At 35.6% G+C, this 14,636-nt stretch carries 16 protein-coding genes; 8 read left to right on the forward strand and 8 right to left on the reverse strand.

Annotated features, from left to right (window positions below; translation table 11 throughout):
- Positions 1-7: 7 nt before the first annotated feature.
- Positions 8-1,111 carry a citrate synthase gene (mmgD, locus tag SPD89_RS03750; protein ID WP_336260618.1) on the reverse strand — a complete coding sequence of 368 codons (1,104 nt, stop codon included), beginning with the start codon at positions 1,109-1,111 and terminating at the stop codon, positions 8-10.
- 155 nt (positions 1,112-1,266) lie between these two features.
- Between mmgD and SPD89_RS03755 the strand changes: the two genes are divergently transcribed.
- The 5 genes from SPD89_RS03755 (at position 1,267) to SPD89_RS03775 (ending at position 6,543) form a co-directional block, all read left to right on the forward strand.
- Positions 1,267-2,136 (forward strand): LysR family transcriptional regulator, encoded by an 870-nt coding sequence (locus tag SPD89_RS03755; RefSeq protein WP_336260619.1) that lies wholly within the window; start codon positions 1,267-1,269, stop codon positions 2,134-2,136.
- Positions 2,137-2,686: 550 nt separating this feature from the next.
- Complete coding sequence (locus SPD89_RS03760) at positions 2,687-3,274, forward strand: TetR/AcrR family transcriptional regulator (RefSeq protein WP_336260620.1); 588 nt, start codon at positions 2,687-2,689, stop codon at positions 3,272-3,274.
- A 56-nt stretch (positions 3,275-3,330) separates the two neighbouring features.
- Positions 3,331-4,269, forward strand: coding sequence for an ABC transporter ATP-binding protein (locus SPD89_RS03765; protein ID WP_336260621.1), 939 nt, complete (start codon positions 3,331-3,333; stop codon positions 4,267-4,269).
- 11 nt (positions 4,270-4,280) lie between these two features.
- On the forward strand, positions 4,281-5,411 hold the full coding sequence (locus SPD89_RS03770) for an ABC transporter permease (RefSeq protein WP_336260622.1): 1,131 nt from the start codon (positions 4,281-4,283) through the stop codon (positions 5,409-5,411).
- The gene (locus SPD89_RS03775; protein ID WP_336260623.1) at positions 5,401-6,543 is read left to right on the forward strand and encodes an ABC transporter permease; all 1,143 of its coding nucleotides are present in this window, start codon (positions 5,401-5,403) and stop codon (positions 6,541-6,543) included. Before SPD89_RS03770 ends, SPD89_RS03775 begins: the two co-directional genes overlap by 11 nt.
- A gap of 780 nt (positions 6,544-7,323) precedes the next feature.
- Here SPD89_RS03775 and SPD89_RS03780 read toward each other — a convergent pair.
- Positions 7,324-8,508: an MFS transporter gene (locus SPD89_RS03780; protein ID WP_336260624.1), complete on the reverse strand. Its 1,185-nt coding sequence runs from the start codon at positions 8,506-8,508 to the stop codon at positions 7,324-7,326.
- A 20-nt stretch (positions 8,509-8,528) separates the two neighbouring features.
- A complete protein-coding gene (locus SPD89_RS03785; protein ID WP_336260625.1) occupies positions 8,529-8,990 on the reverse strand; it encodes a MarR family transcriptional regulator in 462 nt (153 codons plus the stop codon).
- A 305-nt stretch (positions 8,991-9,295) separates the two neighbouring features.
- Between SPD89_RS03785 and SPD89_RS22855 the strand changes: the two genes are divergently transcribed.
- Complete coding sequence (locus SPD89_RS22855; RefSeq protein ID WP_442961043.1) at positions 9,296-9,499, forward strand: hypothetical protein; 204 nt, start codon at positions 9,296-9,298, stop codon at positions 9,497-9,499.
- Between the two features lie 119 nt (positions 9,500-9,618).
- Here SPD89_RS22855 and SPD89_RS03790 read toward each other — a convergent pair whose 3' ends face one another.
- Positions 9,619-9,762, reverse strand: a complete 144-nt coding sequence (locus SPD89_RS03790) for a hypothetical protein (protein WP_336260626.1) — start codon at positions 9,760-9,762, stop codon at positions 9,619-9,621.
- 54 nt (positions 9,763-9,816) lie between these two features.
- Positions 9,817-9,975, reverse strand: coding sequence for a sporulation histidine kinase inhibitor Sda (sda, locus tag SPD89_RS03795; RefSeq protein WP_336260627.1), 159 nt, complete (start codon positions 9,973-9,975; stop codon positions 9,817-9,819).
- 379 nt (positions 9,976-10,354) lie between these two features.
- Between sda and SPD89_RS03800 the strand changes: the two genes are divergently transcribed.
- Positions 10,355-10,672 carry a helix-turn-helix domain-containing protein gene (locus tag SPD89_RS03800; protein ID WP_336260628.1) on the forward strand — a complete coding sequence of 106 codons (318 nt, stop codon included), beginning with the start codon at positions 10,355-10,357 and terminating at the stop codon, positions 10,670-10,672.
- 470 nt (positions 10,673-11,142) lie between these two features.
- On the opposite strand, the gene SPD89_RS03805 is transcribed toward SPD89_RS03800, so the two are convergent.
- From SPD89_RS03805 to SPD89_RS03815, 3 genes are all read right to left on the reverse strand, one after another.
- Positions 11,143-11,892 (reverse strand): amino acid ABC transporter ATP-binding protein, encoded by a 750-nt coding sequence (locus tag SPD89_RS03805; protein ID WP_336260629.1) that lies wholly within the window; start codon positions 11,890-11,892, stop codon positions 11,143-11,145.
- 15 nt (positions 11,893-11,907) lie between these two features.
- On the reverse strand, positions 11,908-12,567 hold the full coding sequence (locus SPD89_RS03810; protein ID WP_336260630.1) for an amino acid ABC transporter permease: 660 nt from the start codon (positions 12,565-12,567) through the stop codon (positions 11,908-11,910).
- A 372-nt stretch (positions 12,568-12,939) separates the two neighbouring features.
- Positions 12,940-13,761 carry an amino acid ABC transporter substrate-binding protein gene (locus SPD89_RS03815; RefSeq protein ID WP_336260631.1) on the reverse strand — a complete coding sequence of 274 codons (822 nt, stop codon included), beginning with the start codon at positions 13,759-13,761 and terminating at the stop codon, positions 12,940-12,942.
- Between the two features lie 308 nt (positions 13,762-14,069).
- Here SPD89_RS03815 and SPD89_RS03820 point away from each other — a divergent pair, with 308 nt between their 5' ends.
- A complete protein-coding gene (locus SPD89_RS03820; RefSeq protein ID WP_336260632.1) occupies positions 14,070-14,627 on the forward strand; it encodes a biotin transporter BioY in 558 nt (185 codons plus the stop codon).
- The last annotated feature ends 9 nt before the right edge of the window (positions 14,628-14,636 follow it).

Genomic DNA, 14,636 nt, shown 5'->3' on the forward strand with positions numbered 1-14,636 from the left:
AGTTGCATTACTTGTACTGCTTCCCAATATAATTTACTCTCGGTCTGAAAATACGATTATTATCGTGTTGTTCTATAACATGTGCCGAAAGACCAGCTGTTCTAGAGCAAAAGAAAATTGGTGTATAAAGCGGAATTGGAATATTTAATTTCCAATACACAGGTGCTGCATAATAATCTAAATTAGGGTATAAGCCTTTTTCTTCCCTCATGATTGTTTCTCCAGCCTCACACATTTCCAAAAGTGTGTAATCGCCATCATGACGACAAAGGCTTGCTAGCGATTGCTTCATGATCTCAGCACGAGGATCCATTTTTTTCATATATACACGGTGGCCAAATCCCATTATTTTTTCTTTGTTTTGTAATTTTTTATACAAAATTGTTTCAAAATTCTTTACATCTCCAGCTTCATTTAGCAAATGCATTACCGCTTCATTAGCTCCGCCATGAAGATTTCCTTTTAAAGAGCCAACTGCACCTGTCAAAGAACTATATAAGTCAGAATTAGTTGAAGCGATTACACGGGCTGCAAAAGTTGAATTAGGCATTTCATGTTCGCTATATAACAGTAACGATTTATCAAATATTTTCTCTTCTTCTTCAGATGGAATATTACCAGTAATCATATATAGAAAATTAGCACTGTAAGATAATTCTTTCAAAGGAGAGATAACTTCCTGATTATTTAATATCCGATAACTAGTAGCAGTCAATGTAGGAAGTTGTGCAAGTAATTGATAAGCACGCTGTTTATTTGTTGCTACTGAGTTATCATCCAATTGATCGTCATAATTAGCTAATATAGAAACCCCCGTACGTTGGGCATCCATAGGGTGATAATCTGGCGAGAATATCGAAAAGACTTGTAGTAATTCTTCAGGGATTGATTGTTTCTCTGATAACTCTTTTTGTAATATTAGTCGTTCCGTCTCATTTGGCAATTCTCCTTCAAGCAAAAGATGCACAATGTCCAGATATGAATAGGTAGAGGAAAGCTCAATTAAATCCAACCCTCTAATTACAATTTTTTCTATCTCTGTGTCTAAAAAGGATATTTCTGTTTCGCTTACAACAACATTTTCAAGTCCATGAACAAATGAAACACTCACAATAAAAAACCTCCCTATTTTCTTATAGTCTATTTCAAAAATACAAAATAGCCTCTCTATTTCACTATATGGTTGATTTTAGCTTTTTTGAAGTATATATTAATAATCACTAGACATCGATAAAATCAATGGCTGAAAAAAAGGAGGAAGCGCCGGTGCATATTCGAGACTGGGAATTGTTACATACATTATATGAAACTCAGAATATTACACATGCTTCTGAACAATTATATCTTTCACAATCTACTTTATCTTCTCGATTAAAAAAGTTAGAAGAAGATTTTGGACTGCAAATTGTAATCCGAAAAAGAAGAGGAATTTCCTTCACGCCTGAAGGGATAGTTATCGTAAAACATGCCCAAAAGATGTTAAATGAACAGGAAAAACTGAAGGAAAAATTAAATAATATGAAGAATATGGTAACTGGAACATTGAAAGTAGGAGTATCAAATTTTTTTGCACGATATAAAATGCCAAAACTACTAAGCTTATTCCAGCGCGAACATCCGGGAATTGAATGCAAAGTCGTTACTGGTTGGAGTAGTGAAATGTATCGAATGGTATTAAATCGTGAAGTTCATATAGGATTTATAAAGGGAGACTATCCTTGGAAAGAAAGTAGAGAAATACTTTATGAAGAAAATGTTTGTGTAGCAGCTCCTTGGCCGTTTGAATGGGATCAACTCCCATCTTTGCCTAGAATCGATTATCATACTGACCGCATAATGAAAAACACGATTAATAATTGGTGGTATACACATTATAAAGAAGATCCATATACAAATATTTATGTCAATCAAGTAGAAACATGTAAAGAAATGATATTAAATAAATTAGGATACGGTATTTTAGCACAGTTAGTAGTAGATCCTTATAAGGAACTAACGATAAAGCCATTGTTTGACTCAGCTGGAAAACCTTTAACTCGCAACACATCAATGTATTATTATACAGATGCATTACAACTCAATATTGTAGAGGCTTTTATTTCATTTGTATTAACACTTAATATGAAGCAATTATGAGTATAGCTTATTAGTTTAGAATGAAGATGAAAAGTGTAAAAGAATAAGGAGCTGAGTTCTTTATAAAAGGGCTTCGGCTCTCTTTCTCCTACTCTCACTCCTAATTTGCAGATGACGCCAAAACAATGCTATAGCAACGTTTTCCACACCTTCCTTTTTCCTTGGCGGGGATTCTAGCGGGCGACTGATCAATGACTTGCTTATTATGCCTTCCGAGCCATCGTTAAAAACTATACGTTTTCTGAGCATGTCAATCCTGTTTATCAAGAACAAGATAGTCGGATTAAGGCATGAGCTACGGTGAAGTATTTGGATGGAACGACGAAAGCAACACAGATTTCACAATATATACTCTCGCTAGAAAGAGATACGAACTGGATGATTGTTACATAGTGAGGTGATCTGTCTAATACGGAAATTCCATGATTTAAAAACAAAAATGGAAGGCGGATATTTCCATAAGTTGACTTGACAATAAATATTTCATATACTAAACTTTATACTAAGTAAGCGCTTAGTAAGTATAATTGGTTAGAAATGAGTGAATAAGATGAAACAATCCGATCGATCGGCACAAAGCAAGGAAAAATTAATTGATACAGCTTTAGAGTTGTTTTCCTTAAAAGGATATACTGGTACAACAGTGAAAGACATCGCAAAGGAAGCTGGTGTAACCGATGGGCTAATATATCACTATTTTTCATCAAAAGAGGAACTTTTGCATGCGGTTTTAGCAAAACATAATTTCTTAGAAGATGTGCAGCATATTCTTCAATTTCATGATGAACTCCCAGTCGACCAAACTCTTTATAGACTAGGTAAAAGGTTATTGGAACTCATGGTTAATAAATCTTCATTTGTTATTTTGGTTTTTGGCGAAGCGCAAAGAAACGAAATGATGGCGGGAAAGTTAGAAAAACTCATTAATGAAGGGGTTGTAGCACTTAGCAGATTTTTGGAAAAGAGGGCTCAAAACGGAGAAATTAAGCAGATTGATCAACAATCGCTCTCCAGACATTTCATAGGTTCATTATTCATTTACTTTATGACTTATGGAAAATCACGTACAGAAATAGAACATAAGTTATATTTAGAAACGACTATTCAGGCATTATGTGAAGGTATCAAAACAAGTTGATACTTTTCTTTTCCCATAATACTAAGTAAGTACTTAATAAATTGGAGGTAATATGTATGGTAGCTATTGAAACGAAAGAACTTGAGCAGGCTTATAAAAATAAAGGGGGTACATTTTATGCATTGAAGGATTTGAACCTTAATGTCAGCAAGGGAAAAATATTTTGTTTGTTGGGACCAAATGGTTCGGGCAAGACAACAACTATCAATTTGGTCAATGGGTTAAATCGACCAACTGCTGGAAATATTAAGGTGCTTGGACTCGACCCGGTAAAAGATATGAAAAAGGTTAGGCGTTTGATTTCGGTTGTACCGCAAGAAACAGCTCTCTATAATGATCTTTCTGCTAAGGAAAATTTGTTATTTCATGCCGGGTACTATGGGCTGGAAAAAAGTAAGTGGCATGATTATACAGATAAGGTATTAAATCTTGTAGGGTTGACAAAGCGGCAACATGATCGCGTTGGAACTTATTCCGGTGGCATGCAACGGCGTTTAGCCCTTGCACGTGCTTTAATAACGGAGCCTGAGATTATCCTTCTTGACGAGCCGACCCTTGGTGTTGATGTACAATCCAGAAACTCAATCTGGAACCATATACGTGAATTCGCTTCTGAAGGAAAAACGGTACTTTTGACAACAAATAACATGGAAGAGGCGGAATATCTGGCTGACGAGATTATGATTATTGACCATGGAGAAGAGGTTGTACGTGGAACACCACAGTCACTTAAGGAAAAGATTCACCAAAATCTGTTGATATTTCAATTTGACTCAGAACAATCGGCAGAGAAGGCATACGATTATTTACATTCTCATTATGAAACAAAAGTAGATCAAACGACTGTTCAGGTTTCCATACCTGACAAGGATTCTCATTTTGACATTATGAAAAAAGTTGAACCACTTTCAGATGTAATGGGGAGATTTGAAATGCGAGAGCCGACTTTAAATGATGTATTTTTACACTTTACAGGAAAACAGTTAAGAAATTAGGGGTGATTGATATGTTGACAGCTATCCGATCGATTGTTGAAAAGGACTTGAAAATTTCCTCCCGTAATCCAGCTATGCTTATCCTAAGCATTCTTGTTCCAGTTGTGTTTATTTTCTTGTATTCGCTTGTAGCGCAGCTCTCATTTACCAACCCCGTTGCCATTTCTAAAGGTTCTGACGGTGTATATAGTGATCAGTTCGTTGAGATGATGGAAGAAATGAAGTCGGTTGATGGATCTTATTTTGAAATACTTACGACGGATCCCGAAAAGGCGTCCAAGCAATACAATTCCGGAAAGGTTGCAGGCCTAATAGAAATTCCGCCGTCTTTTGATGAAAGTATCGAAAATGGTGAGGTTCCAAAGTTAACTCTAAGCATTCATAACATGAATGCAGATACGACCAAGAATTTACAACTTCGTTTGTCGCATGCAATATACCTTTTCCAGGAAAAGCTTGCTCCAGACCAAAACATTTCGGTGGATAAAGGTTTTTCAAAATTTGAGCAGGATGTTTCTTTTAAATGGTACACAGGCATTGGATTATTGGTGTTTGCCGTATTATATGCTGCCATGGTAAATACCGGGATGTTATTGGCTAGAGAATGGGAAGATCGAACGGCTAAAGAATTAATTTTGACATCTGTAAGCTTTTCAGCCTTGATTTTAGGCAAGTGGATAACATCATTTATTCAGACGTTCGTATCTACACTGTTAGTTTTGGCTGTTTTATTATTCATACTAGATTTTCCACTAACCCGTATGAATATGACGTTTGTGTTTTGGTTATTTATTTTATTTTTGCTTGGTGCTTCTATCGGTGCTTTAGCAGCATCAACGATTAAAAAAACATTACCGATCGTCACACTGTCTGCCCTTATTGGGATATCTATATATTTGATTTCTGGTAACGAATCTTCTATTCGGGGATTTGCTCATGGAGGAGTGATTGAGTCCATATGGAAGATCGCAATATATATTCCAGTAACTGATATCACAAACCAGCTTCGTTTATTAATTATTACAGGTAGTAGTTCGTTTAATATGATGAGTTTGGTCATGACGACAGGTCTTATTTTAGTGTTTGGTGTAGCATCCGTTTATACGCTGCGTAAAGGGTTACGTCTTTCCGGTGGACAATAAAATTGAAATTGGAGGAATGAAAATGGGAATGAAGGCGTGGCTTTACGCCATGATTGCAGTATATAAAAGAAACTTAAAAATATTAAGACGGCAAAAACAGTTGCTTGTGACGCCATTTATATTGCCAATTGTAGTTTTAATTTTAGTATCCACTATCATGGGTGGAAGTGATAGCTGGCCAATTGGTTTAATTGATAAATCAGATACTGGAGCTTCTCATGAGCTTATAAATAGTCTTGAAAGTGTGCATTCCGAGTTAGCACCTTATTTCAACGTTATAGAAACTGACTCTGAGAAAGCGCAAGATGGTGTCAAAGAAGGACGCCTCCACATGGTCATTACAATACCTGAGGATTTTCAAAATACGAACAAAGTTTATACTGACACCTATAATATCAATACAGATATGATGAAAAACGTTAAACTTAGATTGGAACATGGATTGTTAAAAGAAATGGATCATCGTGGCGATTTACAAATAGAAACAAATCTATTGACAGAAAAACCTTATGCTGTACCACGTTCTGCTTTTTTCGCAGGTAGTGCATTTTTGTTGTCACTAATGTTAAGTGCCACGATCGTTGCTGCCAATTTATTTAGTTTTGATCGAGAAAACAGAACAAGAAAGGAAATTTTGTTAACTCCTGTGGGTATACATGCAGCAGGGTATGGCATTATGCTTGCGTCTGGAACGGTTGCCATACTAGCTTCATTACCAACCTTATTGCTAGGAATCTTTGCCTTTCAACTGGATCTGCATCATCTCATACAGGTTTATTTGATTATGATACCAGTAATGATCATGTGTGCTACCATAGGCATGATTATAGCTCACTTCTTGAAACGATTTCATATTCTTCAGCCGATTATTATCATTACATTTATCGGAACATTTTTTGCTGCAGGAGGGTTCGCAGGTGTATCGATGTTGCCACCGATAGCACGTGGTTTTTCTACCTTCTGGTTGTTTTCCTATATATTTGAATGGTTAAATCCACTTCTCCATGGGTTTAGTACTAATTTGAGTTCAATGCAATACTTGTTATTAACACTTTCAGGTGTGCTAGGAATATTTTTAGTACCATTTATATATAGACGCGAACTACGCGGGGATATCAATGGGGGGCAGTAATTGATTGTGCAAGGAAAAATTCATGAACTAATATCCTAACCTCCCAAAATAGATGGTGGATTGGTAAGTGTTGTGTTTTAAAGAGTATGAGGATTGGACCATTTATACACCAATTGATCCAGTCAGCACAAGCTCATAGATTTATTAAAAATTATTTTGTGAGGAAATGATAGATATTCAACATTCAAAAGAACTTGTTCGTCTATACTGAACAACTGCAAAGGTAGATGATGACTGCCCCTCTCATATTCTTCACAACTTCAACAAGATTTTTAAGAAATGCCAAATACCAAGGGAAAAATTTTTAAAATAAATAAGAAAAACAAAGCCCAACTGAATATAAACCAGTTGGGCGTAATGCGTTTATGCATTTTATTAATTATGTGGATGGCATGAGTATTTTATCATATATTTTGATACAAACTTTACGCAGTTCCGTATATGAAACTAACTTTGTAAAATAACTTACACACGGTTTTTACCCGTGATACCAATTAATAGCGAAACGAAATTCTGCAATGGTAAATTCCCAAAATTACCAGTATAAAGAAAGATGAAACAGTCGTGAACGTTCCACTATTTCTTTTAAAACTATTACAGTGCGTGTTCAAAAATGGAGGATAAAAAGGACCAAGAAGTTCGAGGCGGCGCAGCTCCCGTCAGCGGAATGTATGCATTTAGATACATGAGTAGCGGAGAAACAAGCATTCGTGCGAAATTCACAGTGTCATTTTTACCGGGCTTTTTGAACATCCTCTTACAGTGATATAAAAATTTTTATTAAAATGTTCTATTCTTTAAACACGGATATTGGAATAGAGAAATAAGAAAAAGCAAAACTCCCAAAAGTATAAAGATGAGCGCACTTGGCAGAACAAGAGTTAATCCGGTGAACATTCCACCAATCGCCATACCAAAATAACGGATAAAATTAAACAGTCCTAAGGCAGCTCCTCTATGTTCACAATATTCGTTACTGATAACTGTTGAAAATAGCGGCGGTGCAAACCCAACTGTTATACCGTACGCAAACAGCAAAACCCCTAATCCGATGATTGATTTCGTATGCAGAAAACCAAAAGCTATAATTAACAAAGGCATGAAAAATAAAACAATGATAAACAGCTTCCTCAACGCCAATGTCTTCTGTATCTTTTTAAAGATAACACTGCCCAAAATCATACTAACAGTTAAAGGTAAGTATAATAAACCAATGTTTTGCAATGATATATGATAATGATCGTTGAGTAATATCGGTAAAAATACAAGAATGGCAAAGTAGATAAAAAAGACAAAAAAGCTTACTGTCATCGTAACAAAACCTACACGATTCGAAAAAATAGCACGATAGACTTCAGGCAAGCTACTAGACTTACCTTGACTGTCTTTTCTTTTAATATTGTTAGGAAGTGCATACATAATAAACGTAAGCAATAAAACGGCAACAAGAAAAAGAAATAGAAAAATCCCTTGATAGCCATAATGTTCGCCTACTATTCCTCCTAATATTGGAGAAACCGCTGGGGCAAGGGTAAGTAATATTTGATACGTACCCATTGCGCTCCCTCTTGCCTCTCCTTCAAATAAGTGCGAAATCATATTTATCGTAACCAAGGGAATAATACCAGCACCAATCGCTTGAACAATCCTAAATACCATAAAGAGCATGAAGTTGATTGTGAACGCACAGACGATGCTCGAGAGACTAATTAAAATGAAACTAAAGACTAACAACCGTTTTTGATTCTTAGTATCTATCACCGTTCCTAGAAAGATTTGAACCATCGCTATAATAAAGATAAAACTGCTGACAGTAAAATTCACCCAATTAACAGATACGCTAAAAGAATCTCGAATAAGTGGAATTACCGGTGTATAAATATTTTGATTTAAAGAAGCAAAAAAACTACTTATACTTAATAAATACAACGCAAGTATTTTTGTCTGACTTCGTTGCCGAGACATATCTATTCTCCTTTTACACATTAATGTGACTTAATATTTTCAGTAACAGCGTATAAAAATCGAATAATCGTCTCTAATTCCGTCGTATTAAACTCATCAAAGATACGTAAATAACGTTTTTTTGCCTGCTCATGTAATTGATCGTGGATAAGCGCAAGCATCTCTCCTGATTTAGTTAGAAGATAATATACTTCCTTTTTATTATCTTCTTGTTGTGTTTTTACAAGGACATTATGTTCTAATAGCTTTCTTACTGCTTTTGTAATCGCTGGCTTAGATACATTTAAACTTTCAGAGAGCATGGTGTTATTCGCCTTTCCTTTTTCTTTAATTGTTGCAACGATGTGTAATTGTGTCAATGTCCAATCTGAAATAATTGCATCTTCCTGACTTACTTTCATTCCTTTTCTTCTTCTGTCAGCTGCTTCTCTTTCTTTAATTAATTGTTGCAAAGCTTCTATAGCTTCTACTTTTTTATCCATTTTTTCACCTATGCTTATTGTGATTATATTATAGTTAACCGGTTAACTATTTTTAGTATATAATGTACAGCAATACATGTCAACCTACAACAATATTTTTCAGGATAAATTTTATTTCATTTTTTTAATAGTTAACTAGATAATAATATGGTTGGATTGGCTGAGGATGAGCGTTTATATCCCCACAGCCAGCAACTTAACTAAAGAGAGGGAGGAAAAAGCAAAGTCCGGCGAAAAATATGTTAGATCGCCTTTAGGAATATTGTGCCGCAGCTCTTGGATTTATACGATAACCCACATACCCTATCGACAATAATCAGGCAGAAAGAAACGTGTGTATGGTAAAGGTTCAGCAAAAGACCTCCGGAACGTTCCGGGATTCCAAGGCAGCCGAACGATTCTGCCCAATACGAGGCAATATTTCCACAATGAAAAAGCAATCCCATGCCATTTTGGAAGACTTGCATTCAGTGATAACAGCGGAGCCTATTCTTCCCACAAAAAATTAACCAGATTTTAGATTTAAGGGGTGCCGGTGAGCCCCTTATTTGTGCTGCTTATTTTCTGACAGTTACCATCTTTCAAATTAAATTTGCGTACAAGTCACAGACGTTTTTGAAAAGACATATCAAATCGGAAATGCAACCTTCATTGTTTTTAATCGTGTTATGGCTAAGTAAGCAGAATTTTCAGCTAACTTTTTATATCCTTCTTCGCCTGATAAATACGCTTTAATAACTGATAGTTTATATGCTATATCATATTTGACCATACAAAATACCCCTAAAGTTATATTTTTGGTCTAACTCTAGGGGTGTACATCACACTATTGCTCTTTTTTATCATTATTCTTTTTTCTTCGCTCTATCTCTTCTTTTAACAGCTTAATAAATGCTTTGTCTAACCTTGATTGTATCGCCTTATTGTATGCGTCGATAAGTAATTCATCACTTATTTCAAAAGAGTTATCATTGTATGGCTTCATCTTTATATCAGAAGTCTTTTTTCACCTGTCCGTCAGTTATTTTCTAACTATTCTACCGTTTCAACATTCTTTTAGATCGCCCAAAAATTTTTAATGTCCTACACATTAAAAACTATAAACTTATTACAAACAACGCTCTACCCTTTCAACTTGCATAAACTCCCCCTCCCCCTCACATTAGACTCTATTTTTAATAAAAGTTCTGACTCACCTTGCATTTATTTCTAGCGATTCTAATTACATACCATATTATGATTATTATTACTATTTGTCAAGATAATTATAACTATTAGTTCTAAAACAATAATATTTTATGCGTTTAATTTTAATAAGGATAGACTAGTATATAAGAACAAATAACGTTAAAGGGGTCTATGTGATGGATAACAATATTGGTGCAAAGTTAAGAATTCTACGAAAAGCAAAGGGACTCACAACCCAAGAAGTCGCCAATAAGGTAAATGTTTCACAGTCCTATATTAGTAGATTTGAAAATGGACGTGCTATTCCCGATATAGATATGTTAGAAAAAGTATTGACCGCACTTGAAACAAATCTAGCAACCTTTTTTTCAGAAGACTTCGATGATCCTTCAGAAGACTTTATTCAATTAATGGATACCGTTAAAACATTAAGCCCAAAGGCAAGAATTAAATTAAATGAGTTTTTAAAACTGATGAAGGATGAAAGTGTTTGAATGTTAGCACTTTACAATGTTCGTAACTATTATTGTATTAATAACAATGCTTTTTGCTATAAACCCAAAATAACCTTGCGAATAGGCCTTTACCCTATGTGCAAGGTTATTGAATATGGGATCACTATAGATGTTCACCGAGATTAGATAGGGGGTGGCACTAGACTATCCTAATCTTAGATATAATCGTTTTATACTTAACTTTAACTTTTTCTGAGCTCTGCCTAGTTGGTGGTGGAGCGCTGCGGACAATTGAAAAAGTGTAAGAAGAGGAACACAGCCAATATCAACCAACAGTTAGTTGCAATTTAGCCATATTGTACAAAACAACCTTATCATTACCAAGATTATCAAGGTAATAACTTGAAAAATTTCCCATCTTATCTGAGTATATGTTTGACCCCATTTTTTGGTGCGAAAGTTGAGGTAATACTATAAAAACGCCAAAGCTTGACTTATTTCATAAAAATTTATTGTTGTAAACTTCGATGTAAAAAAAGTTTTGTTCGCTCTTTTTTTGGATGTAATAAGACATCATGTGGAGAACCAGACTCGATAATTTTCCCTTCATCCATAAATAAAACATGATCTGCTACATCTCTGGCAAAAGCCATTTCATGTGTCACAATAATCATCGTCATATCATCTTCGGCAAGCTGCTTCATGACTGCCAATACTTCTTCCGTGAGTTCAGGATCCAGTGCCGAAGTCGGTTCATCAAATAATAATAATTTCGGATTCAGCATAAGCGCCCGGGCGATTGCTACCCTTTGCTTCTGCCCACCAGACAATCTGGAAGGTAAATCATTGACTTTTGATTCTAAACCAACTTTTTCCAATAAGCTTTTCGTCTGCTTTTCAATTTCTATATTTATATCCTTCTTCAGCATCCGTGGTGCCAGCTCTAAATTTTGTTTTACTGTTAAATGTGGAAACAAATTAAAATGTTGGAACACCATTCCCATTTTAGCAGTAATTTTCTTTATTTCATGTTGTTTAGCATACACACCTTCCTGCACTAAATAAGCTCCATCAACAGCAATGCTTCCACCATTGATTTCTTCAAGATAAATCAAACTACGTAGCATCGTACTTTTCCCAGAACCGGAAGGGCCAATAACGGCGACTACATCATTTTTATTCATTGAAAAAGAAAAATCCGTTAACACTTCTACGTCTCTAAAGGATTTTTTCAAATGTTTTACTTCTAAAATTGACATGTAAGTCATCCCTTCTTATTCATAACTAAATCGTCGTTCTAAGTACTTAAAGAATACCGTTAAGACGAGTGTCATACATAAATAAATAACCCCTGCGAAGAAAAATGGTACAATGGTAAAATCACGGTTTACAGCTGTTTGAGCAAAATGCAGTAGTTCAGGAACGGCTACAGCGTACAGTAATGCCGTGTCTTTTACTAAAGTTACAGACTCGTTCGCTACAGCTGGTAATGCGGTTCGAATCATTTGTGGTAAAATGACACGAGTCGTCGTTTGAAATTTATTTAATCCTAATACTTGAGCCGCTTCATACTGTCCTTTATCAATCGCAATTAAACCCCCACGAAAAATTTCCGCAAAATAGGCGGTATAATTAAAAATAAATGCTAAACTAGCTGCAACGAAACGGTCAAGCACTAAGTACTCCCCGATTACAGGTAGTAATGGTAAGCCAAATACAAAAAACAATAATTGGAGTAGTAATGGAGTCCCACGCATCAAATAAATAAAAATATTCGCCAGCCAAGAGACCATTTTAAATCTGCTGCGAACGGCTAATGTTACTAAAAAACCGAGGGGAATGGATAAGAGAATCGCGATAAAAAACAAAAGAATTGTCGCTTGTGCTCCTTCAAGCATCGGCTTTAAAATAGAAACTAAATATTCTGCTGACATAGTGGCCTCCTTCTAAAAAAAATTGGTACTCACGAAAAAACATGCCGCTTCATGGAGGATACTGATTGATAGCATAACGCCTTCTCTTAGTTGAGCTGCCATATCGGACAAGTTGACAGATGCTCACAGAGGTATTATTGCACTTTTATCAAATCTTTACGCAAATACCTTAGTTACACTTGTGCAGAGGGGCTGTCTAATAAGGATAGAATCCGTCATTCTAATAACTGTTATTCCTTACTTTAATAGGACAGTTCCTATCTGCCAATAGAAAAAGTGAGCTCATTGACACCCCAATTGTTTGACGATAGCCCTACTCAACTAAATTGTTTATTTTTCGTTTAAACCTAATTCTCAACTAATTGCTTTCTCTTACTTTAATACTTTATCCTCACCAAACCATTGTGTCGAAATTTCTGCTGCTCTTCCATCTTCATTCATTTCATCTAATGCCGCTTGCAGCTTATTCAATAACTCTTCGTTTCCTTTTTTCACACCGACACCATATTGCTCTGGTGCAAGGGATTCTTCCACAACTTTAAATACGCCATCTTCTTGCGCCATATAATAATCAATGACAACTTCATCAATAATAACCGCATCGACACGACCTGCCTTTAAATCACTTAAAGCTAGCACATTATCGGCAAATTCCGTCACATTTTTAACTTTTTCAGCAATCGGATTCGAATTTAGCGCATCTGCTGCAGAAGAAAGTGCTTGAAGCCCTACTTCTTTTTCTTCTAAATCTGCTAAGCTAGCAATATCTGAATCAACTAACGTAGCAACAACTTGTGCATTTTCTAAATATGGTTCTGTAAAGAGAACTTTTTCTTTTCGTTCATCTGTAATCGTATACCCATTCCAAATTAAATCGATACGATCACTTGATAATTCAGTTTCTTTCGTTTTCCAATCAATTGGTTGAAATTTCACTTCTACACCCATATACTCTGCTGCCGCCTTCGCATAATCGATATCGAATCCAGTCAATTCATTGTTTTCATCACGAAAACCCATCGGCGCAAATTTATCATCAACTCCAATAACGAGTACTTCCTTCTCACCGTCATGAGCATTCTCTGCTTCTTCCGGATTATTTTCATTATTGCTTTCATTAGAATTTGAACTACCACATGCTGTAAGTACAACAATAATTGCCAGCATTGAAAATAAATATAGTAATCTTTTCATATTTAATATTTCCCCCTCATTCGTCCCGTTTAATGTTCATTTTTTTCAACACTACTAATAATATCATAGAAGTAGAAATTTGTCGCTTTAATGAGTTAGAGTGAAAAACAAATAATTATCTACTTAGTTTTCATTTCATGACTGAAAGCTCTTGTTCGTATCATCACCCTTAAAGCTTACATTTTTTTAAAGAATGCTTGAAGATGTTACGTGAACAACTAATTATGTTAACCATTATATTTTATAGTTGACGTAATAGATCTGTTTCGATTATTCTATTAGTATCACAAAAGAAAGAAGGAGTAACATTGACCTTAAAAGATATGATGTATGTTTCATTATTTGCAGCAATCATGGGTGTATTAGCTTTCTTCCCTCCTATCCCAATTCCATTTATTCCGGTGCCAATTACTACACAAACACTTGGAGTAATGCTAGCGGGGGGAATATTAGGGGCACGTCGAGGTGGACTTAGTTTATTACTTTTTATCATACTCGTTGCGATTGGAGCACCGCTACTTGCTGGTGGACGTGGTGGTCTAGGTGTACTCATTGGACCATCAGGCGGGTATATTTTAGCATGGCCTATTGCAGCTTGGCTCATTGGCTATTTGACGGAAAAAAATATCCGCACACTTCATTTTTGGAAAGTCGCTCTTTTTAATATCATCGGCGGAATTTTAGTCGTTTATGTAATCGGAGTGACGTATTTATCAATTCTTTCGGATCTTCCATGGTGGCCAACTGCAATCTCAGGGCTCGTCTTTTTACCGGGGGATCTAGTGAAAGTATTTATTGCAAGTTTTATCATTGTGAAAATCCACTGCGCTTATCCAATGATTGATAAAACACGAGAAGCGGCGTAAAATAGTGAG

The sequence above is a fragment of the Pseudogracilibacillus sp. SO30301A genome (assembly GCF_037072025.1).
GTDB lineage: Bacteria > Bacillota > Bacilli > Bacillales > Amphibacillaceae > Pseudogracilibacillus.

What these genes read in the sequence shown, in the direction of transcription:
- SPD89_RS03805 (WP_336260629.1), bottom strand. Translation starts at nt 11,892, where the DNA reads ATGTCAATTTTAGAAGTAAAACATTTGAAAAAATCCTTTAGAGACGTA.
- SPD89_RS03770 (WP_336260622.1), top strand. Translation starts at nt 4,281, where the DNA reads ATGTTGACAGCTATCCGATCGATTGTTGAAAAGGACTTGAAAATTTCC.
- SPD89_RS03810 (WP_336260630.1), bottom strand. Translation starts at nt 12,567, where the DNA reads ATGTCAGCAGAATATTTAGTTTCTATTTTAAAGCCGATGCTTGAAGGA.
- SPD89_RS03780 (WP_336260624.1), bottom strand. Translation starts at nt 8,508, where the DNA reads ATGTCTCGGCAACGAAGTCAGACAAAAATACTTGCGTTGTATTTATTA.
- SPD89_RS03790 (WP_336260626.1), bottom strand. Translation starts at nt 9,762, where the DNA reads ATGGTCAAATATGATATAGCATATAAACTATCAGTTATTAAAGCGTAT.
- sda (WP_336260627.1), bottom strand. Translation starts at nt 9,975, where the DNA reads ATGAAGCCATACAATGATAACTCTTTTGAAATAAGTGATGAATTACTT.
- SPD89_RS03785 (WP_336260625.1), bottom strand. Translation starts at nt 8,990, where the DNA reads ATGGATAAAAAAGTAGAAGCTATAGAAGCTTTGCAACAATTAATTAAA.
- SPD89_RS03760 (WP_336260620.1), top strand. Translation starts at nt 2,687, where the DNA reads ATGAAACAATCCGATCGATCGGCACAAAGCAAGGAAAAATTAATTGAT.
- SPD89_RS03815 (WP_336260631.1), bottom strand. Translation starts at nt 13,761, where the DNA reads ATGAAAAGATTACTATATTTATTTTCAATGCTGGCAATTATTGTTGTA.
- SPD89_RS03765 (WP_336260621.1), top strand. Translation starts at nt 3,331, where the DNA reads ATGGTAGCTATTGAAACGAAAGAACTTGAGCAGGCTTATAAAAATAAA.
- SPD89_RS03800 (WP_336260628.1), top strand. Translation starts at nt 10,355, where the DNA reads ATGGATAACAATATTGGTGCAAAGTTAAGAATTCTACGAAAAGCAAAG.